General features: G+C 75.9%; 17 protein-coding genes. 9 read left to right on the top strand and 8 right to left on the bottom strand.

The features are described 5' to 3' along the window. Positions 1 to 1078, top strand: a 1078-nt coding sequence (locus tag ACFV1L_RS05500) for an ABC transporter permease (protein ID WP_380363127.1), incomplete at its 5' end; no start/stop codon positions are given. 5 nt (positions 1079 to 1083) lie between these two features. Beyond that, positions 1084 to 3852, top strand: coding sequence for an alkaline phosphatase family protein (locus ACFV1L_RS05495; RefSeq protein ID WP_380363125.1), 2769 nt, complete (start codon positions 1084 to 1086; stop codon positions 3850 to 3852). A gap of 34 nt (positions 3853 to 3886) precedes the next feature. Here ACFV1L_RS05495 and ACFV1L_RS05490 read toward each other — a convergent pair whose 3' ends face one another. Continuing rightward, on the bottom strand, positions 3887 to 4540 hold the full coding sequence (locus ACFV1L_RS05490; protein ID WP_380363123.1) for a TetR/AcrR family transcriptional regulator: 654 nt from the start codon (positions 4538 to 4540) through the stop codon (positions 3887 to 3889). A gap of 132 nt (positions 4541 to 4672) precedes the next feature. On the opposite strand from ACFV1L_RS05490, the gene ACFV1L_RS05485 reads away from it, so the two are divergent. Both ACFV1L_RS05485 and ACFV1L_RS05480 read left to right on the top strand, forming a co-directional pair. After that, entirely contained in the window at positions 4673 to 5617 is a 945-nt protein-coding gene (locus ACFV1L_RS05485) for an alpha/beta hydrolase (protein ID WP_380363121.1), read from the top strand. 197 nt (positions 5618 to 5814) lie between these two features. Next, positions 5815 to 6258 (top strand): nuclear transport factor 2 family protein, encoded by a 444-nt coding sequence (locus ACFV1L_RS05480; RefSeq protein WP_380363119.1) that lies wholly within the window; start codon positions 5815 to 5817, stop codon positions 6256 to 6258. Between the two features lie 6 nt (positions 6259 to 6264). On the opposite strand, the gene ACFV1L_RS05475 is transcribed toward ACFV1L_RS05480, so the two are convergent. Both ACFV1L_RS05475 and ACFV1L_RS05470 read right to left on the bottom strand, forming a co-directional pair. Beyond that, positions 6265 to 6690, bottom strand: coding sequence for an organic hydroperoxide resistance protein (locus tag ACFV1L_RS05475; protein WP_380363118.1), 426 nt, complete (start codon positions 6688 to 6690; stop codon positions 6265 to 6267). A gap of 27 nt (positions 6691 to 6717) precedes the next feature. Further along, positions 6718 to 7173 carry an SRPBCC family protein gene (locus tag ACFV1L_RS05470; protein WP_380363116.1) on the bottom strand — a complete coding sequence of 152 codons (456 nt, stop codon included), beginning with the start codon at positions 7171 to 7173 and terminating at the stop codon, positions 6718 to 6720. Between the two features lie 264 nt (positions 7174 to 7437). Here ACFV1L_RS05470 and ACFV1L_RS05465 point away from each other — a divergent pair, with 264 nt between their 5' ends. From ACFV1L_RS05465 to ACFV1L_RS05450, 4 genes are all read left to right on the top strand, one after another. Further along, positions 7438 to 8043 (top strand): VOC family protein, encoded by a 606-nt coding sequence (locus ACFV1L_RS05465; protein ID WP_380363114.1) that lies wholly within the window; start codon positions 7438 to 7440, stop codon positions 8041 to 8043. A 23-nt stretch (positions 8044 to 8066) separates the two neighbouring features. After that, on the top strand, positions 8067 to 8993 hold the full coding sequence (locus tag ACFV1L_RS05460; RefSeq protein ID WP_380363112.1) for an AAA family ATPase: 927 nt from the start codon (positions 8067 to 8069) through the stop codon (positions 8991 to 8993). Positions 8994 to 9160: 167 nt separating this feature from the next. Continuing rightward, positions 9161 to 10219: an alpha/beta fold hydrolase gene (locus tag ACFV1L_RS05455; RefSeq protein ID WP_380363111.1), complete on the top strand. Its 1059-nt coding sequence runs from the start codon at positions 9161 to 9163 to the stop codon at positions 10217 to 10219. Further along, on the top strand, positions 10216 to 10395 hold the full coding sequence (locus ACFV1L_RS05450; RefSeq protein ID WP_380363109.1) for a hypothetical protein: 180 nt from the start codon (positions 10216 to 10218) through the stop codon (positions 10393 to 10395). Before ACFV1L_RS05455 ends, ACFV1L_RS05450 begins: the two co-directional genes overlap by 4 nt. A 12-nt stretch (positions 10396 to 10407) precedes the next feature. On the opposite strand, the gene ACFV1L_RS05445 is transcribed toward ACFV1L_RS05450, so the two are convergent. Genes ACFV1L_RS05445 through ACFV1L_RS05435 form a run of 3 tightly spaced genes read right to left on the bottom strand, consistent with a single transcriptional unit; the run spans position 10408 to position 14507 of the window. Next, positions 10408 to 11643: an ATP-grasp domain-containing protein gene (locus tag ACFV1L_RS05445; protein ID WP_380363107.1), complete on the bottom strand. Its 1236-nt coding sequence runs from the start codon at positions 11641 to 11643 to the stop codon at positions 10408 to 10410. An 8-nt stretch (positions 11644 to 11651) separates the two neighbouring features. Then, positions 11652 to 12839, bottom strand: coding sequence for a hypothetical protein (locus ACFV1L_RS05440; RefSeq protein WP_380363105.1), 1188 nt, complete (start codon positions 12837 to 12839; stop codon positions 11652 to 11654). Positions 12840 to 12896: 57 nt separating this feature from the next. Continuing rightward, positions 12897 to 14507 carry a tannase/feruloyl esterase family alpha/beta hydrolase gene (locus ACFV1L_RS05435; protein WP_380363103.1) on the bottom strand — a complete coding sequence of 537 codons (1611 nt, stop codon included), beginning with the start codon at positions 14505 to 14507 and terminating at the stop codon, positions 12897 to 12899. Between the two features lie 186 nt (positions 14508 to 14693). Here ACFV1L_RS05435 and ACFV1L_RS05430 point away from each other — a divergent pair, with 186 nt between their 5' ends. Next, a complete protein-coding gene (locus tag ACFV1L_RS05430) occupies positions 14694 to 15521 on the top strand; it encodes an alpha/beta fold hydrolase (protein WP_380363101.1) in 828 nt (275 codons plus the stop codon). 12 nt (positions 15522 to 15533) lie between these two features. Here the strand turns inward: ACFV1L_RS05430 and ACFV1L_RS05425 are convergent, their stop codons facing one another. Both ACFV1L_RS05425 and ACFV1L_RS05420 read right to left on the bottom strand, forming a co-directional pair. Next, positions 15534 to 18239, bottom strand: a complete 2706-nt coding sequence (locus tag ACFV1L_RS05425; RefSeq protein ID WP_380363099.1) for an ATP-binding protein — start codon at positions 18237 to 18239, stop codon at positions 15534 to 15536. A gap of 60 nt (positions 18240 to 18299) precedes the next feature. Further along, on the bottom strand, positions 18300 to 18800 hold the full coding sequence (locus ACFV1L_RS05420) for a DUF6531 domain-containing protein (RefSeq protein WP_380363097.1): 501 nt from the start codon (positions 18798 to 18800) through the stop codon (positions 18300 to 18302). Between the last annotated feature and the right edge of the window lie 91 nt (positions 18801 to 18891).

Here is an 18891-nt window from a genome sequence, read left to right as displayed (position 1 = left end):
GGTGGTCGCCGGGGACGTGTTCGCCGCCGAGGACCGGCTCGGCACCTGGCGCCACCTGCTGGTCGCGGTCCGCTCGCCCGGGCGGATCTTCGCCGCGAAGGCGCTCGCCGCCCTGACCGTCCTGCTGCTGCTGATCACGGGCCTGGCGGTGTCCGGCACGGCCGGCGGGCTGCTGGCGGTCGGCAACCACCCGCTGGTCGGCCTGGACGGGCACCTGCTGGCGCCGGGCGACGCCGCGCTGCGGGCGCTGCTGGCCTGGCTGTGCGCGCTCGCCCCGACCCTGGCGCTGGCCGGGATCGGGCTGCTCGGATCGGTGGCGCTGGGCCGCAACCCGATGGGGCTGCTGCTGCCCGCACTGGTCGCGCTCGCCGGGCAGCTGGCGCAGATGATGCCGCTGCCGGTCGCCGTCCGGCTCGCCCTGCCCGGTTACGCGTTCCTCTCCTGGAACGGCCTGTTCACCGGCCCGGCGCAGCTCGGCCCGCTGCTGATCGGCGTCGCGGTCGCCCTGGCCTGGGCGGTGGCCGCCACGCTGCTGGCCCGACTGCTGTTCCTGCGGCGGGACTTCACCAACCCGGCGCACGACGGCTCCGGGCGCCGCGCGGTCGCCCTCGGGGTGCTGCCGCTCGCCGCGCTGCTCGCCGCCACCGTCGGCGTGCTCACCCCGGCGGCCGGGTCCGCGGGCTCCGGGATCGGGCAGGAGAAGGTGCAGCGCTCGGTCGCCACCGCCTTCGCCCACCTGTACCGGATCCAGACCGCCGAGCTGAACCGTCCCGACGTCACCGAGGAGCAGCTGCGGGCCACGGCCGCCTGCGACAAGGGCAGCAGCAGCGTCGAGCCGGAGGGGCCGGGCAACGACTGGCGCTGCGTCGTGTCCTGGCACCTGCCCGGCGTCGACGCCACCGGGACGGCCGTGTACCAGCTCGACGTCGCCCCCGACGGGCGGTTCGTCGCCGACGGCGACGGGCCGAAGGAGGTCAACGGCTACTTCCTGGTGCGCACCCCCGCCGGCGACGCGCCGAACCCGCTCTGGCAGTTCGACGGCAGCGTCGAGCTGCTTCCGGCCCCATCGAAGGGATGAGCAGCATGCAGGTCACACGTCGTCGCGTCCGCGACGGGCAGGGTGCCGCCGGTCTTCCCGGCGCGAGCACGGCACGCCGCCGGAGCCGCCGCCGGACCCTCGTCACCGCCGCCGCCACCGCCGTCGTCCTGGCGGCCGGCGCGGGCGTCGGCTTCGCGCAGACCGACCCGTTCGGCACGAACCGGGTCGGCCAGGTCTACGACCGGGGCGAACTGGTCTCCAGCAACCAGTACCTCGCCCCGTACGGCGAGCGGCTGGTGATCGACAACGGCAAGATCATGTCGTCCGCGGTGAGCCCGGACGGCACCCACCTGGCGGCCTCGATCACCGACGGCGGCGCGGCGCTGGCGATCGTGGACGTGAAGAACTGGAAGGTGCAGCAGGTCGTCGGCAGCGCCGCCTCCTCCGTGCCGAGGATCGGCAGCAACGGCGTGGGCCAGGAGGGCCCGACGTACTCGCCCGACGGCCGGCAGCTGTGGCTGGGCCAGCCCGACGGCTGGACCCGGTTCGACGTGAACCCGGACGGCAGCGTCGCCAACCCGAAGACCGTCCGGATCGCCAAGAGCGGCGCGCAGCAGGCGCTGGTGGCCGGCCTGGTCTTCGCCGCGGACGGCGCGACCGCGTACGCGGCGGTCAACGGCCAGAACCGGGTGGTGGCGATCGACACCGCCGCCGGGACGGTCCAGCAGAGCTGGACGGTCGGCAACGCCCCGCGCGGCCTGGCACTGGCCGGCGGCAAGCTGTACGTCAGCAACGAGGGCGGCCGCCCCGCGCAGCCCGGCGAGAGCACCCTCAACTCGTACGGCACCCAGGTGCCGGCCGACCCGGACACCGGTGCGACCACCACCGGCACGGTCAGCGTGATCGACCTGGCGAACCCGGCCGCCGCGCCCGCCACCATCGACGTCGGCCTGCACCCGACCGCCGTGTACGCCAAGAACGGCGCGGTGTTCGTCACCAACACCGCCACCAACAGCGTCTCGGTGATCGACACCGCCAAGGACCGGGTCGTCCAGACCATCGCCACCCGGCCGTGGTCCGAGGCGTCGATCGGCTACGAGCCCGACGCGGTGACCCTCACCGACGACGGCCGCCTGCTGGTCGCCCTCGGCCGGGCCAACGCGATCGCCGTCTACCGGTACGCGGGCCCGCAGGAGCCGGCGAGCTACGTCGGCCTGCTGCCGACCGACTACTTCCCGGCGGAGATCTCCTCCTCCGGCAACCAGGTGCTGGTCTCCCACACCCGCGGCATCGACGCACTCCGCCCGACCGGCGCGGCCGGCCACGCCACCCACGACACCACCTCCAGCGTGGTGCGCTTCACCCTGCCCGGCGACAAGGTGATCCGGCAGCAGACGGCCAAGGTGTTCGCGCAGAACAACTGGACCGGCAACGCCGCGAAGACCGCAGCCGGCAGGAAGAACAAGGCCGTGCCCGTCCCGAACCGGATCGGCGACCCGTCGACGATCAAGCACGTCTTCCTGATCGTCAAGGAGAACCGCACCTACGACCAGGTCTTCGGCGACCTGCCGCAGGGCAACGGCGACCCGGCGCTGGCCCAGTTCGGCGAGAACGTGACGCCCAACCAGCACGCGCTGGCCCGCCAGTTCGGCCTGTACGACAACACGTACGACATCGGCACCAACTCCGCCGAGGGCCACAACTGGCTGATGCAGGCCGACAATCCGGAGTACACCGAGTCCTCGGCCGGCGAGTACGCCCGCAGCTACGACACCGAGGACGACGCGCTCGGCCACCAGGTCAGCGGCACCCTGTGGAGCGGCGCCCAGGCGTCCGGGCAGACCGTGCGGGACTTCGGCGAGTTCCACCAGTTCCTCGCCAAGCCGGCCGGCGCGACCTGGCAGAACCTGTACTGCGACACCAAGGCCATGCGGGCGACCGGCAGCGGCTCCGCGTACAGGCTGGTCTCGTCCTCGCCGATCCCGTCGCTGAACAGCGTGTCCGTGCCGGCCTTCCCGAAGTTCGACACCGCCGTGCCGGACGTCTACCGCGCCGAGATCTGGAAGCAGGACTTCGAACAGAACGGCCCGGCCAACCTGAACATGCTGTGGCTGTCCAGCGACCACACCGGCGGCCCCGCCAACGCCGCCGCGCAGGTCGCCGACAACGACCTCGCGGTCGGCCGGATCGTCGACGAGATCAGCCACAGCCCGTACTGGAAGGACTCGGCGATCTTCGTCGTCGAGGACGACTCGCAGGCCGGCCTGGACCACGTGGACGGCCACCGCGCCCCGATCCAGGTCATCAGCCCGTACGCGCAGCGCGGCGCCGTCGACAGCCGCTACTACTCGCAGATCAACATGGTCCGCACCATCGAGCAGATCCTCGGGATCAAGCCGATGAACCAGAAGGACACCGCGGCCACCCCGATGGCCTCGGCGTTCACCGCCACCCCGGACTTCACGCCCTACACCGCCCTGCCGAACCGCACCCCGCTGACCAGCGGCCTGGCCACCGCCCCGTCCTGCGGCCTGGACGTCCCCGCCCCGCAGGACCCGGCCTCGGCCGCCGCGCCGGCCGGCGCCGTCCCGGCCGCCGAGGCGGACACCGCCCGGAAGTGGTCCGACTGGAAGAAGCAGCAGCGGCTGACCGGCACCGACGCCGTGCCCGACCACGCCAACCCGGCCCAGATGAACCACCTCACCTGGTACGAGGCGCACGACTGGCAGCAGCCCTACCCGGGCGAGCAGTCGATCCTCGCCCCGGCCGACGTCCCCGGCGCGTACCTGCCGTCCGCGGAACTCGACGGCTGACCGACCAGCTGCGGGGCCGCCGGGCCCGCGCAGGCTACGGGATCCGGCGCTCGATGTCGGCGAGCTGGGCCGCGAGCAGGTCCTCGAACACGGCGGGGCGGTCCGCCGCCAACGGCCGGATGTCGCGGGCGAAGTGGGACAGCGCGGGGAACCGCTCGGGGTCGGCGCCGAGCACGGCGACCCGGAACTGCTCCATGCCGTGCTCGTACTCGGTGGGCGTGAGGCCGCCGATGCCGGCCTCGGAGGAGATCAGCGCGACCAGCAGGACCACGAGGCGGTGGTAGCGCTCCGGGATCTCCCGGTCGGGCAGCCCGGAGGCGCGCAGGGCCTGCAGCACCTCCTCCATGACCAGCCGGGACCCGGTGCCGCCGGAGCCGTAGCGCCCCCAGACGGCGGCCAATTGGGGCTGTTCGCCGAAGGCCTCGCGCAGGCGCAGGGCCAGTGCGGTGAGGCGCTGCTTCCAGTCGCCCTCGGGCCGGTGGCCGTCCATGGTGACCCGCAGGATCCGGTCGGCGAGCGCGCGCAGCAGCTCGGTCCGGTTGCGGAAGTGCCGGTAGAGGCTGGAGGAGTCGGTCCCGAGCGTCGCGGCGAGTCTGCGCACGCTGAACGACTCGGCGTCGTCCGTCCGCAGCAGGGTCGCCGCCGCGTCCAGGATCTCCTCGGTCGACCATCGCCTGCGTGCCGTCATCCCGTTCCTCTCGTCGAGACCTCAGCCTAGACCATGCGCTTGCCGTTGCACGCACCGCGTGCATTAATGGGCGCAGCACCGTTCGACACCACCGGCGCACCCGGCCGCCGGCCGGGGGAGGGACAGCGGCACATGACCGAGAAGACGGCCGAACTCCGGCCACAGGAACCCGACTTCGACACCGTCACCGCGGAGGAACTGCTCGCCTACCGCGACGCCGAGAACCGCTTCCGGGCGTCCGGCGCCGCCCGGGCCGTCCTCGGCGTGCCGGACCCCGGCGCCACCGCCGACTGGCAGCGGATCGCGCTGCCCGGCCGCGACCTCCCGGTCCGGGTGTACCGGCCCGCGACGGGCGGCGACGGCCTGCCGCTCGTGCTGCACGTCCACGGCGGCGGCTTCGTCGGCACGGCAGTGCAGTCCGACTGGGTCAACAGCCGCCTCGCCGCCCGGCTCCCCGCCGTCCTCGTCTCGGTCGAGCACCGCCTGCTCGGCCCCGGCGCCCCGCTCGCCGACGCCGTCGACGACGACTGGGACGTGCTCCGCCACCTGCTCCGGCATGCCGCCGACTGGGGCGTCGACCCCGCCCGCACGGCCCTCTTCGGCGAGAGCTGCGGCGCGCTGATCACCGCCCTGACCGCCCTCCGCGCCCGCGACGCCGGCCTCGCCGTCGCGGCCCAGGTCCTGGTCAACCCCGCCGTCGACGTGAGCGAGACGATGCTCGACCACCCCTCGATCGCCGAGTACGCCCACCACCCGACTCCGGCCCTGCCGCTCCTGCGCCTCGTCCGGCGCCTCGCCGTCCCGCCGGGCGCCGACGCCCGCGCGCTCTCGCCGCTGCACGCCGACGACCTCGGCGGCCTTCCCCCGACCCTCGTCGTGGTGCCCACCCAGGACGCCCTCGCCGACCACGGCCGCCGCTACGCCGAGCGGCTGCGCGCGGCCGGCACACCCGTCGAACTCACCGAGTACCCGGGCGCGAAGCACGCCTTCCTCAGCCTGCCCGGCCTCGAACCGCAGGCCGGGGCCGCGCAGGAGGGGATCCTGCGCTTCCTCGCCGCGGCGCTGCTGCCGCACTGAGCCCGGCCCCGGGGAGAGGCGGCGGCCACCCGGCGTGAGCACGCCGGACGCCCGGTCCGCCGGGAGCCGGGCGGCGCGGTCCGCCCGGGGGCGGCTCGGACGCGGCGATCCGGCAGCAGAGCCCGGCCGGCGGTCCGGGCGCCCGTGAAGGGTGGCAGACTGCGGGCCCTGCCCCCGAGGAACCGTCCGGAGGAACCGTGTCCGCACCCGCCGAGGCGCCCGCCGAGCGGGCGATCGGGAACCTGATCGCCCGGTACGCCGAACTCGTCGACGACGGCGACTTCGCCGGACTCGGCGAGCTGCTCGCGGACGCCGTGTTCGTCGGCGGCGGCGGGCCGGTGCGCGGGCGCGCCGGGATCGAGCGGATGTTCCGCGGCCTGCTGATCGTCCACGACGACGGCACCCCGCGGACCCACCACGTCACCAGCAACCTCGCCGTCGAGGTCGACGAGCGGGCCGGCACGGCGACCGCGCGCTCGTACGTCACCGTCTTCCAGGCGCTGCCGGACCTGCCGCTGCAGGCCGTCGCGGCCGGCCGCTACCACGACCGCTTCGCGCGCCGGGACGGGCGGTGGCGGTTCACGGAGCGGCGGGTCCGGATCCGCCTGGTCGGGGACGTGAGCCGGCACCTGCGGCCGTAGCGGACCTCAGACCGCGGTGGCGGTGACGGTGACGGGGATGTTGCCGCGGACCGCCTTCGAGTACGGGCAGATCCGGTGCGCGGCCTCGGCGAGTTCCTCGGCGGTCCGCCGGTCGACGCCGCCGAGGCGCGGGGCGAGTGTGGCGAGCAGTGCGAACTCGCCGTCGTCGCCGTGCCGGAGGGTGACCTCGGCGGTGATGTCGGTGCTGGTCAGCCGGATCCGGCGCTGGGCGGCGGCGTGCCGGAGCGCCCCGAGGAAGCAGGCGGCCCAGCCGGCGGCGAGGAGCTGTTCGGGGTTGGTGCCGTCGCCGGCGCCGCCGAGCGGCTTCGGGATGGACAGGCGGTGGTCGAGCAGTCCGTCGTCGGAGCGGGCGGTGCCGCCGTTGCGGCCCTCGCCGGTGACGTGGACGGCGGCGGTGTAGGTGACGGCCATGGTGGCGGTTCCCTTCGGGGGCGGTGGTCAGCGGGGGGAGAGCCGGTGGCGGGCCTCGACGGCCCGGACGGTCGTCCTCAGGGCCTTCGCCAGGACGCCCCGGCCGACGGTGCCGAGCAGCAGTCCGGTGATGCGGCCCTTGAGGTTCTTGCCTTCGCGGACCACCACGACGTCCAGTCGCGTGGACCCGTCGGGCAGCGGCGTGAAGGTGTAGGTGTGGCCGGACGCGCCGCCCCACAGGTTGGAGTCGGTGGTGGTCATCACCACGCGGTGCGGGTCGGACCAGTCGTAGCGCAGCCGCTCCCAGATGCCGCCGGAGCCTTCGGTGACGTCGGCGTGGCCGTCGCCCTCCGCGTGGACCCGCAGCGATTCGTCGGCGCTGTTGGGGAACAGGTCGCGCCGGCCGGGCGAGAAGTCGGTGAGGCAGGCGACGAACTGTTCGGGGGTGGCCGAGGTCCGCTCGGTGAATCGGATGGTTGCCATGGGGGTGCTCCCTGCGCTCCTCGGGTCGGTGACCGGTTGCGCCAAGACTGGCCGCCCGCGCCACCCGGTCGAGCCGGTGCCGGCCACTGGTCGACCCGGGCCCGGACCCTGGCCGGCCACCGGGCACGGGCCGGCGGTCCCGGCCCCGGGCCGGGGGCCCGGGTGCCGACCAGGGTCCGGCACGGGCGCGACGGGACCCCCGCTCCCGGGAGGGTGGGCGGTGTCGGGGCCGACCGGGCCCCCTTCGCGGCACGGGAGTCGGCGATGGTGGAATTCAAGATCGAGGTCGTGGTCGTCCCGGTGTCGGACGTCGACCGGGCCAAGGCCTTCTACCGGCGGATCGGGTTCCGCGAGGACGTCGACTTCTCCGGCGACGGCGGCTTCCGGGTCGTGCACCTCACCCCGCCCGGCTCGGCCGCGTCACTGATCATCGGCAGCGGGGTGACCGACGCGGCGCCGGGCTCCGAACACGGCGTGCACCTGGTCGTCGACGACATCGTCGCGGCCCGCGCCGAGTTGGCGGCGGCCGGGGTCGAGGTCGGCGAGGTCTTCCACGACGCGGGCGGCGTCTTCCACCGCGCGGGCACCGTCGGCCGGGTCGCCGGCCCGCACCCGGAGCGGCAGTCGTACGGCTCCTTCGCGTCGTTCGCCGACCCGGACGGCAACACCTTCGTCCTGCAGGAGGTGACCGCCCGCCGCCCGGGCCGGGTCGGCCACGTGGTGTACCGCTCCGCCGCCGAGGTCGAGGCCGCCCTGCGCGACGCCGCCCTCGCCCACGGCGCGCACGAGGCCGCACTCGGCCACCCGGACCCCGACTGGCCGGCCTGGTACGCCGCCCACATGGCCCGCGCGGCCGGCCTGGGGAACTGAGGGCCGAGCCGATGGAGTCGAACATGACCGCACTGGGGCGGCGGGTCGCCACCGCGGCCGCCGCCGACGGGCAGGCCCTGGTCCTGCGGGGCCGGACGCGGGCCGGCCGGAGCGCGCTGCCGGGCCGCACCACGACGACGGCCGGGGCGGAGTCCGCGACAGCGGCCCGCGCGGCGGAGGAGGCGGAGCTGGCGGCGTTCGTGGCGGCCGCCGACGGGCGGGCCCTGGTGCTGCGCGGCGGCCCGGGGGCCGGCAAGAGCGCGCTGCTGGGGCAGGCCGGGGCGGCGGCGGAGCGGGCGGGCTCGACGGTCGTCCGGGCGGCGGGCGTCGAGGTGGAGTCCGTGCTGCCGTACGCCGGGCTCCACCACCTGCTGCACCCGCTGCTGGGCGAGGTCGCGCGGTTGGAGGAGCCGGCCCGGGCGGTGTTCGACGCCGTGTTCGGCGGGCGGCCGGTCGAGCCGCCGTCGGTGCTGGCGCTCGGCGTCGCGGTGCTGGGCCTGCTGGCCCGGGCCGCCGAACGGCGGCCGCTGCTGCTGGTCCTGGACGACGGGCACTGGCTGGACGGCTCCAGCGCCGAGGTGTGCGGTTTCGTCGGCCGCCGGCTGGCGGGCGGGCCGGTGAAGCTGCTGGTCGCGGTCCGCGCGGACCTGCCGTCCCGGTTCGACACCGCCGCGCTGCCGGAACTGCCGGTCGCCGCACGGCAGGGCGCCGACGTGGTGCGCCTGCCGACCGGGCGGCGCCCGAAGCCCGCCGCGCTGACCTGGCAGGAGCACCGGATCGCCGAGCTGGCCGCCGGCGGCCTGACGAACAAGGAGATCGGCGAGCGGATGCACCTGTCGCCGCGGACGGTCGGCTCCCACCTGTACCGGGCGTTCCCGAAACTGGGCGTCACCACGCGGGCGGCGCTGCGCGACGCGCTGAGCCGCGCCGAGCAGCTGTCCGCCGGGTGAGCGCGCGCCCGGTCGGGCGGCGCGAGGGCCTCGCCGGGCGGTCCAGGACGCGCACCGGGCAGCTGTGCGCGGCGAGTTGCCGGGCGTCTCGGCGTCGTTCGACTGATGCGCCGGGCCGCCGATGGAAGAAGAGTGGGGCGCCAAGCCGTCCCCGGAGAGGAACAGACATGATCAACAGGCGTACGTTCACCAAGGCGGTCGGGCTCGGCGTGGGTGCCACCGCCGTGTCGGCCGGCCTGCCGGCCACCTCGTCCGCGGCCGCCGGCCGTCCGGCTCCGGTGCTGCCGGCCGTCGCCCCGGGCACCCACACCTCGTTCCCGGATCTGCGGCGGGTGCAGGCCGGCGTCCTCGACGTCGGCTACGCGGAGCTCGGGCCGAAGCACGGGCCGGCGGTGGTCTGCCTGCACGGCTGGCCGTACGACATCCACAGCTTCGTCGATGTGGCGCCGCTGCTCGCGGACGCCGGCTACCGGGTGGTGGTGCCGTACCTGCGGGGCCACGGCACGACCTCGTTCCTGTCGCCGACGACGGCCCGCAACGGGCAGCAGTCGGCGGTGGCGCTGGACGTCCTCGCCCTGATGGACGCCCTGGGGATCCGTCAGGCGGTGCTGGCCGGCTTCGACTGGGGTTCGCGGACCGCCGACATCGTCGCGGCGCTGTGGCCCGAGCGGGTCCGGGCGCTGGTGTCGGTGAGCGGCTACCTGATCACCAATGTGGCGGCGCAGCGCGACCCGCTGCCGCCGAAGGCCGAGCACACCTGGTGGTACCAGTACTACTTCGCCACCGACCGGGGCCGGGTCGCCATGGAGAACCCGCAGTACCGCCGCGACCTGTGCCGGCTGGTGTGGGACGAGGCCTCCCCCACCTGGGACTTCGACGAGGCCACCTTCGCGCGCACCGCCGCCGCGTTCGAGAACCCGGACTACGCCGCCGTGGTCGTCCACAACTACCGCTGGCGGCTGGGCCTGGCCGACGGCGAGCGGCGCTACGACCGGTACGAGCAGCAGCTCGCCGCCCGGCCGGCGATCACGGTGCCGGCCATCGCCCTGGACCCGGCCCTGGACCCGTTCCTGTCCTCCACCGACGGCACCGGCTACCGGCGGTTCTTCACCGGCCCGTACGAGCACCGGGTGCTCGCCGGGATCGGCCACAACGCGCCGCAGGAGGCGCCGACGGCGTTCGCCCGGGCCGTGGTGGACGCCGACCGCCTGGCGGGGCGGAAATGAGCCCGAACGAGCGGGCGGCGGAGGTGCGCCGGGCCCGGTTCGGCGCCCTCCCGGAGCGGGTCGCCTTCGCGGACATGGTCGAGGAGCGGCCGCCGGCGGACCGGCCGGTGGCCGCGTACGACCCCGACAGCGCCTCCGCCAGGTTCTCCTGCCTGGCCGCCGACCTGGGCCTGTGACCGGGCGACCGGTCACTCGATCTCGTACATGCCGTCGCCGTCGAGCTGGCGCACCGTGTTGAGGTCGCGGTCGAGCACGGCGTCCACCCGGTGCTCCAGGGTGAGGGTGGCCGGGTAGCCCCGGTCGTACGTGGTCGGGCCGATCGGGTCACCGGGCCGGACGTGCACGGTGAGGTCGCGGAAGCTCTCCAGGTCCCGGATCCGGTCGAGGGCCCGGTAGCGGACCAGCCGTCCGGCCGCCGGGGCGACCAGCGCGGCCCAGGCGAACGCGTGCCGCCGCCGGTAGCCCCGGCCGGCCCGGGCCCGGAACCGCTCCGGCCGGACGTAGGCGTCGACGATCCACTCCAACTGGCCCTCGCCCACCGCGTGGCGGGTGTAGTACGGCAGCCCCGACATGCGGGCGCCCGCCTCGACCAGTCGCGGTCCGTCCGGCGTCAGCTTGATCTCCAGGTGGGCGGCGCCGTGGCGGATGCCGAGCGCGTCCAGCACCCGGCGGCCGTACCCGGCGAGTTCGGCGACCGGCGGGTCGTCCGGGCGCAGCAGCACCTGGGCGACGACCAGGTCCCGCACGCCGTTGGCGCTGATCCGGTCGGTGCGCCAGGCGTCGGTCAGCTGGTGGGCGCCCTCGCTGCTGACGGTGTTCAGGACGTACTCGGCGCCGACCAGGTACTCCTGGGCCACCACCTGGTGGATCGGCTCGCCGAGGATCGTTCCCCGGCCGCGCAGCCGGCGCAGCGCGGCGACCGACTCCTCCGGGGTGTCGCAGAACGACACGCCGTCGCCCCAGTATCCGCGCAGCGGCTTGACCACGGCTGTGCCGCCCAACTGTGCGTGCCAGGAGCGCAGTTCGGCCTCGTCGCCGGTGCGGAGCTGGCGCATCGCGGGGACGCCCCGGGCCCGGAGCGCCTCGATCTGCAGGTACTTGTCGCGGCGGGCCTCGCTCAGCGCGGTGCCGTTGGTGGGCAGGCCGAGCTTCTCCGAGAGGGTGTCGGCGAGTTCCACCCCGGTCTCGCGGCCGGCCAGCACGGCGACGGGCCGCAGCTCCGCCAGCCGTGCCGCCAGGGCGTCCGGGTCGCCGTCGTGGACCAGGGTGCGAGTGAACCGCCGGTGGTCCACCGGGTCGACGCCGACCGGGAGTTCGGGCGTGCTGCGGACCTGGACGACCTCGCCGCCCACGGCTCCGAAGGCGTCGACGTGGCCGTAGGCCGAGCCGAACGCGTCGACGACGGCCACCCGGAACGTTGACATGCTGCCTCCTACTGGTCGGTCGGAACGGCGTGCCGGGTCAGGACCTCCCGGCGGAGTTCGAGAAGCCGGTGGACGGCGTTGGTGAGGACGTCGCGCACGCCGAAGCCGGAGGTGCCGGGGTGCTCGCCGTTCAGGATGTCGCGCTCGCCGGCCTGTTCGCCGATCTCCCGGCGGGTCAGCCCGGCCCGGTCGGCGAACGCCTCCGGCAGCATCCGCCGGGTGATCCCGAGGTGCACCATGCGGAAGTCGACGAACCGGTCGATGAGCCGCACCAGGCCGGCGGTCCCGGCGTCGTCGAGCACCAGCCTGCCGTCCCGCACGGACTGCCACACGTTGGCGCCCGCGGTGGAGCCGGCCCGCCACCGGGCGATCACCGGGCGGGCCCAGGACGGGAAGTACGACATCGCCTGGTCCAGGTAGCTGCCGTACTCCGCGGTCGGCGGCAGCAGGGCCAGTTCGAGGAGTTGGACGCTGGGCATGAACGCTCCGCTCGCGCCGCGCGGACCGCCCGGGTGGCCCTGGTGGAAGGGCCGGAAGCTGCCGAACGCCTCGCCGGACAGCCTGCGGTAGCTCGCCATGTGCGAGGTGAACTCGGCGACGCTGCGGGCGGCGGCGTCGAGGACCTCGGCCGGTTTCACCGCGTCCGGCGCGCCGACCAGCGTGCGCAGGGCGTAGGCGGCCGACCTGGCCCACGGCTCGGACAGGTGGTGGCCGACGTAGAAGTCCCGCTCCAGGACGCCGAGTCGGCCCCGGGTGAAGACCCTGATGTCGCCGCAGCGTCCGTACTCCTCGCTGTTCACGTCGATCAGCAGCTCGTAGCTGAGGTGCGGGTCGAGCGAGCCGAACCTCCCGCACTGCGCGGAGATCAGCTCCGTCAGCTCGCGCGGAGCGGCCCGCGGGCCGGCCGGAGCGAACCCGTTGTGCATGAAGAGCAGGTCGAGCTGGGTGACCCGGGCCGCCCGCGGGTCGTCGCCGGCCAGGCAGAGCCGGCCGTGCTCGGCCAGCAGCTCCCGCTGCTTGGCGGCCAGTCGGGGGTAGCTGAGACCGCCGTCCGCGACCGCGGCGAGGTCCTTCGGCAGGCCGTGCAGGACGTAGTCGCGAAAGGGCGACGGGGACCGGACGAGCGCGCGGGGTCCGGTCGGCGGGAGGTCCCGGCGGGGGTCCGCGGAACCGTTGAAGAGATCGCTGCTGTCCACTTCCACTCCTTGTCCGCGAGGTGGGGCGGGGCGGCCCGGCCGCCCCGCCCCCGGGTGTCAGGGTTTGACGCAGCGGAAGCTGCTCGCGGCGGCCGGGTCGCCGTGGGTGTAGCGGGAGACCGCCGGGTAGCGGCACACGTCCCGGGCGACGGTCCGGCCGTCGGCGGTGGGCAGGGTGGCGTGCAGCACGTCCGGGGCCTTGCCGTGCTCGACCCAGGCGGTCAGCGCGGCCAGGTCGTCGACGTCGTTCAGGCCGCAGTGCGCGGTGCCGGGCGCCAGGAAGAGCCGGTAGAAGTCGTCGACCTTCCTGGTGCCGCCCATCAGCGCGTCGACCCGCTTGCGGTAGTCGACGGTGCCCGCCGTGGGGATCAGCTGGTCGCTGTCGCCGTGCCAGGTGAGCAGCTTGCCGCCGGCGCCGCGGAACGCGGTGAGGTCCGCGTCCCGGCCGCCGATGACGGGGTCGTACTCGGCGCGGGCCCTCCGGAAGACGTCCTCGAACTGGGCGTACGTCAGGTTCGCCGAGCTGAACCCGGGCTGCTTCTGCACGAACTCGGCGACCCACTGGGCGGGGACGGTGAACGGCAGGCCGGTGGTGACGCCGTCCGTGGTGGAGCTGGCCGCCAGGTAGGAGAAGTCGGCGCCGACCGGCAGCCCGTACCAGAGCCGCTTGCCGCGGCTGTCGCGCGGACCGTCCCAGATCTTGCGGACCACCTCGGCGTCGGCGGCGCCGATCGTGTACTCCTTGCCGTCGCACACCACCTTCGTGCCGATCAGGCGGCGCGGGTCGAAGTCGCACCGGTCCGGGTCGGAGACCAGCCCGTCGGCGACGCCGTCGAGCCGGTCGCAGGCCTTCACCGCGGCCCGGTTGAACGCGTCGAACTCGCACCCGGTCGGGTAGGTGCGCTCCTGGTTCATCACCACCTGCGGCCAGAGCGTGGCCACTTCGAACTGGTTCCAGTTGATGCCGGGCGCGGCGGCGTTGATGCCGTCGAAGTCGGTCGGGTACCGCTGCGCCTCCACGTAGCCCTGCCGGCCGCCGGTGGAGCAGCCGTTGAAGTAGGCGTAGGACGCGGCCCGGCCGTACACGCCGCCGACCACCTGCTTGCCGACCACGGCCGCCTCGTGCACCGAGCGCGAGGCGAAGTTCCGCAGCAGCGCCTCGTCGACCCGCCCCTGCGGGTCCAGCGCCCAACTGCTGTCCAGGCCGCCGGTGTCCACGCCGGCGTCGGTGGTCGTGGTGGCGTAGCCCTGCTTGACGGCCGCGGCGACCGCGCCGATGTTCCCCGCGGCGTAGGCGGCGCCGCCCTCCGCCCGGAAGCGTCCGTTCCAGCCGGACTCCGGCAGCCAGGTCCACACCCTGACCCGGTCGTTCGCGCCCGGGTGGGTCAGGGTGACCGTCACCTCGCAGTGCGCCGGCACGTCCGCGACCGGGTAGCCGCCCAGCGGCGGGGCGCCCGGCACCTGGAACGTGCCCGCCGGGACGGCCGTCGCCGTCACCGACTCCACCACCGCGCCCTCCGGCGCCGACAGCCGGGGCGGGGCGCAGGCGAACGCGCCGGGCCCGGCGGCGGCCGGCGGGCCGGGCGCGGCGCTCGCCGGTGCGTTGACGGCCGCGGCCGCCGCCAGCGCGAACGCCGCCGCCGCGAGCCTCGGAAGCCGTCGATCCATGGGTCTCTCCTCGTACTCGGGAATCGCGACCCCACTGTCGCGGCCCCACCGGGCCCGGCGCATCGGTCAACTGACGCCCGATCAGGAAGCAGGTCGGCTCAGTCGGATGACGGATGCGGGCGGTCCGGAGCGCGCGCGAGGGTGGACGCCTCCCCCGTTCCGCCCTCCACCGCCAGGAGCACCGCCATGTCCACCACCCGGCAGACCTGCCGGCGGTTCGCCGCCGCCCTCGCCGCCGCGGCGGTCGTCGCCGTCACGGGCGCCGCCTCCGCGTCCGCCGACCCGGCCGACGCGGACCGCGGGCCGAAGCCGACGGTCGTGCTGGTGCACGGCGCGTTCGCCGACGCCTCCAGCTGGAACGGAGTCGTCGCCCGGCTCCGCCACGACGGCTACCCGGTGGTGGCCGCCGCCGACCCGCTGCGCGGCCCGGCCGCCGACGCCGCCGCGCTGCGCAGCGTCATCGACCACGTCCGGGGCCCCGTCGTGCTGGTCGGCCATTCCTACGGCGGCTCGGTGATCAGCGCCGCCGCCGTCGGCGAGCCCCGGGTCAGGGCGCTGGTGTACGTCGCCGCCTTCCTGCCCGCACCGGGCGAGTCGGCGCTCGAACTGACCGGCCGGTTCCCCGGGTCGACACTGGCCGACGCCCTGGACCCGGTGCCGTTCACCGCACCGGACGGCAGCACCGGCACCGACCTGTACATCCGGCAGGACCGGTTCCGGGCCCAGTTCGCCGCCGACGTGCCCGCCGGGGCGGCCGCGCTCTCGGCGGCGGCCCAGCGGCCGATCGCGCAGGCCGCGCTGACCGAGCCGGCCACCGCCGCCGCCTGGCGGACCGTCCCCAGCTGGGACGTGGTCACCACCGAGGACCTGAACATCCCGGCCGAGGCCCAGCGGTTCATGGCGCGGCGCGCGCACGCCCGCACCACCGAGGTCGCCGCCTCGCACTCCGTCGCGGTGTCCCACCCCGGCGTGGTGGCCGGCGTCGTCGAGCAGGCGGCCCGCGCCACCCGCTGACCCCGGGCGGGTTCACCGGTCGGCGAGCGCGCCCTCGATCTCCCGGCGGGAGGAGATCCCCAACTTGGCGAACACCTTCCGCAGGTGCCACTCGACCGTGCGGGGGCTGAGGAACAGCTGCGCGCCGATCTCCGCGTTCGGGCGCCCGGCGGCCGCGAGCCGGGCGATCTGCGCCTCCTGCGGGGTGAGGGCGGGCCCGCCGGGGGCGCGCCGGCGGACGGTCTCGCCGGTGGCGAGCAGCTCCCGGCGGGCCCGCTCCGCGAACGCCTCCGCGCCCATCCCGGTGAACGCCCCGTGCGCGGCGCGCAGTTCGTCCCGGGCGCCGGCCCGCCGGTTCTGCCGGCGCAGCCACTCGCCGTACAGCAGCCGGGCCCGGGCCTCGAACACGCCGAGGCCGCCGCGGGCGAAGTGGTCGACGGCCTCCCGGTACCGGTCCTCGGCCCGCTCCGGCGGCGCCGCCAAGGCGTCGGCGACGGCGTTCGCGCCGAGCGCCCAGGGCGTCCCGGCGGCCGCCCACTCGGCCAGCCGCCCGCGGGCGAGGGCGGCCGCGGCCGGGTCGCCGGCCCGGTCCGCCGCCTCGGCCAGTTCGAGGCACGTCCAGTTGTGCACCGCCAGGTCCCGGTGCTCGACGCCGCGCAGCGCCGCCTCCACCGCCTGCGGGTAGGCGCCCAGGCCGTTGTGGAGCACCGCGCGGGCGCACGCCGCCGTCGCGGTGAGCCGGCCGAGGCCGCGCCGCTCGCCGTCCCGCTCCATCGCCTCGATCAGGTCCAGCGCCGGCCGCTGCTGCCCCCGGTACGCGGTGAGCAGCGCCGTGGTGACGGTGCGGCTCGCCGCGCCCGCGGCCTCCTCCACGGCCGGGGCCCCGGCGAGCACGTCCCAGGCCTCCGGGAAGCGGCCCGCGCAGCCGAGCGCCGCCGCCCGCGACGGCAGCGCCGTCGACAGGACCGACAGCGTGCCGGTGGCCCGGGCGGCCCGGACCGCCCGGTCGGTGACGTCCAACCAGGCCGCCAGGTCGCCGAGTTCGGCGGCGGCGTCGGCGGCCGGCCACAGCACGGCCGGGGCCGCGTCCGCGGCGGGGGCGCGCAGGGCGTGCGCCAGCAGCGGGAAGGCGGCGGCCGGACCGTCCGCCGCCCAGACGGCCAGGGCGTGCAGGAAGGCGTCGGCCGTCCCGTCGCCGGGCGGCAGGTCGCGGGCGGCGTCGGCGACCCGCCGCAGCGCGCCGTCGCCGTGCCGGCCGGCCCAGACCGCCGCGCCGAACGCGGCCAGGCAGGTCTCCCGGGCGGCGGCCGGGTCGAGGTCGCGGAGCCGGGCCGCCGCGTCCAGCAGCGGCTGCACCACGCCGAGGCCCTGGTCGGTCCGCGCCGACGCCTTGGCGCGCAGCCGGTGCGCGTCGGCCTGCTGGCGGCGGTCCAGCGGGCCGAGTTCGGCGGCGGACACCAGGTCGGGCACCCGGGCCGCCGCGCCCGCGGCGAGGTGCGCCCCGGCGGCAGCCAGCGCCCGCCGGGCCCGTTCGGTCGGGGCGGGGGTGAGTGCGGCGGCGCGCTCCAGGAAGCAGGCGGCGGCGGCCCGGCCGCCCCGCGCCAGGGCCCGGTCGGCGGAGCGTTCGAGGGCCTCGGCGACCTCCTTGTCCGGGCCGACCGCGGCGTGCGCCCGGTGCCAGGCCCGCCGGTCCGGGTCGCGCTCCGCGTCGGTGGCCTCCGCCAGGGCCCGGTGCGCCGCGCGCAGGTCGGCGGCGTCCGCGCCGCGCCAGACCGCCGAACGCACCAGCGGGTGCCGGAACCGCATGGTGGCGCCGAGGGTGATCAGGTCGGCGGCCTCGGCGGGCGCGGCCGCCTCCAGGCCGATGCCCAGCAGGCGCAGCGCGTGCCACAGCAGCGGGCCGTCGCCGACCGGTTCGACCGCCGCGACCAGCAGCAGCGCCCGGGTGTCCGCCGGCAGGGCGTCGACCCGCCGCCGGAAGCCGTCCTCCAGCCGGGTCGCCAGCGGGCCGGCGCCCGGCCCGCCGAAGCCGAACGCCAGCTCGGCGGGCGACAGGCCGCGCGGCAGCTCCAGCAGGGCCAGCGGGTTCCCGCCGGTCTCGGCGACGATCCGGTCCCGCACCCGGGCGTCCACCGGGCCGGGCAGCACGGTGTCGAGCAGCGCCCGGGCGTCGGCGTCGGCCAGGCCGTGCAGCACGAGCTCCGGCAGGCCCGCGAACTCCTCCCGGGCGGCGCCGTCGGCGCTCCGCTCGGCGAACACCAGCGCCACCGACTCCGCGTCCAGCCGGCGGCCGACGAACGCCAGGATCCGCAGCGACATCAGGTCCAGCCACTGCGCGTCGTCGACCAGGCACACCAGTGGCGAGACGGCGGCGGCCTCCGCGAACAGGCCGAGCACCGCGATCCCGACCAGCAGCATCTCGGGCGGCGGCCCGGCGCTCAGCCCGAACGCCACCCCGAGGGCGTCCCGCTGCACCTCCGGCAGCCGGTCGAGCTGCGGCAGCAGCGGCGCGCACAGCCGCTGCAGCGCCGAGTACGCGAACTCGGACTCCGCCTCGACACCCGCCGCCCGCACCACCTGCATCCGGGCCGCCTGCCCCGCCAGCCGGTCCAGCAGCGCCGACTTCCCGACCCCCGCCTCCCCGCGCACCACCAGAGCCCGGCTGCGCCCGTCCCGCACCTCCCGCAGCAGCCCGTCCAGCACCCCCGACTCCCGGGCCCGCCCGACCAGTTGCCGCATCCCGCCCGCCACCCGCACCCCTCCGGCCCGATCTCCCTCCCGGAGGAGCTCCGTCCCATCCTACGAACCCGGTTCGCGCCCGATCGCCGCCGGCCGCGGCCGCGTTGACCTGCCGTCAGCCGATGTCCGGCGGGAGCGGGCCCGCCTCCTGCAGCAGTTCCCGGCCGAACCGGAGGAAGCGGCGCTCCCCGGTGGCGACGTCCGTGGCCGTGCACGTCTCGGGAACTCCAGCGGCAGCGACCCGGGCAGGGCCGCGTCGACCTGGTCGATGAACATCCGGCCGGTGGCGATGTCGACGGGCTCGCCCGGACACGTGCGCGAGCCGTGCGGCCGTCCCTCGGTGCGGGGGCTCTTCACCTGGTCGCGGCCGCGCCCCTTCGGGTGGGAGCCGCCGCCCTTGCCGGGCCGCCCGCCGCCACCGGGACGCGGGTGCGGGACACCTCCCTTGCCCTCGCCCTTGAGGATCTTCTCCAGGTCCTTGGCGTGCTTCTCCTCGACCTCGCGGACGTTCCTGGCGACCTTCCTCAGGTTGTCGCCCGCGTGCCGGTAGAGGTTCTTCAACGCCTTCCCGGCGTCCTGCCGAGCTTCTCCGCCCGGCCGGGCGCGAATGGCGGCGCCCCGCCGGGCAGCCGGGCCACGGACCGTGCCCTCC

It is taken from the genome of Kitasatospora sp. NPDC059646 (assembly GCF_042734615.1).
Taxonomy (GTDB): domain Bacteria; phylum Actinomycetota; class Actinomycetes; order Streptomycetales; family Streptomycetaceae; genus Kitasatospora.
The sequence above is the reverse complement of the archived record's forward strand: the minus strand, read 5'-3'. Positions and strand labels throughout refer to the sequence as shown.

Bases quoted from the DNA above. Each gene is read 5' to 3' on its own strand.
- ACFV1L_RS05495 (WP_380363125.1), top strand. From the start codon at position 1,084: ATGCAGGTCACACGTCGTCGCGTCCGCGACGGGCAGGGTGCCGCCGGT.
- ACFV1L_RS05490 (WP_380363123.1), bottom strand. From the start codon at position 4,540: ATGACGGCACGCAGGCGATGGTCGACCGAGGAGATCCTGGACGCGGCG.
- ACFV1L_RS05485 (WP_380363121.1), top strand. From the start codon at position 4,673: ATGACCGAGAAGACGGCCGAACTCCGGCCACAGGAACCCGACTTCGAC.
- ACFV1L_RS05475 (WP_380363118.1), bottom strand. From the start codon at position 6,690: ATGGCCGTCACCTACACCGCCGCCGTCCACGTCACCGGCGAGGGCCGC.
- ACFV1L_RS05470 (WP_380363116.1), bottom strand. From the start codon at position 7,173: ATGGCAACCATCCGATTCACCGAGCGGACCTCGGCCACCCCCGAACAG.
- ACFV1L_RS05465 (WP_380363114.1), top strand. From the start codon at position 7,438: ATGGTGGAATTCAAGATCGAGGTCGTGGTCGTCCCGGTGTCGGACGTC.
- ACFV1L_RS05460 (WP_380363112.1), top strand. From the start codon at position 8,067: ATGACCGCACTGGGGCGGCGGGTCGCCACCGCGGCCGCCGCCGACGGG.
- ACFV1L_RS05455 (WP_380363111.1), top strand. From the start codon at position 9,161: ATGATCAACAGGCGTACGTTCACCAAGGCGGTCGGGCTCGGCGTGGGT.
- ACFV1L_RS05450 (WP_380363109.1), top strand. From the start codon at position 10,216: ATGAGCCCGAACGAGCGGGCGGCGGAGGTGCGCCGGGCCCGGTTCGGC.
- ACFV1L_RS05445 (WP_380363107.1), bottom strand. From the start codon at position 11,643: ATGTCAACGTTCCGGGTGGCCGTCGTCGACGCGTTCGGCTCGGCCTAC.
- ACFV1L_RS05435 (WP_380363103.1), bottom strand. From the start codon at position 14,507: ATGGATCGACGGCTTCCGAGGCTCGCGGCGGCGGCGTTCGCGCTGGCG.
- ACFV1L_RS05430 (WP_380363101.1), top strand. From the start codon at position 14,694: ATGTCCACCACCCGGCAGACCTGCCGGCGGTTCGCCGCCGCCCTCGCC.
- ACFV1L_RS05425 (WP_380363099.1), bottom strand. From the start codon at position 18,239: ATGCGGCAACTGGTCGGGCGGGCCCGGGAGTCGGGGGTGCTGGACGGG.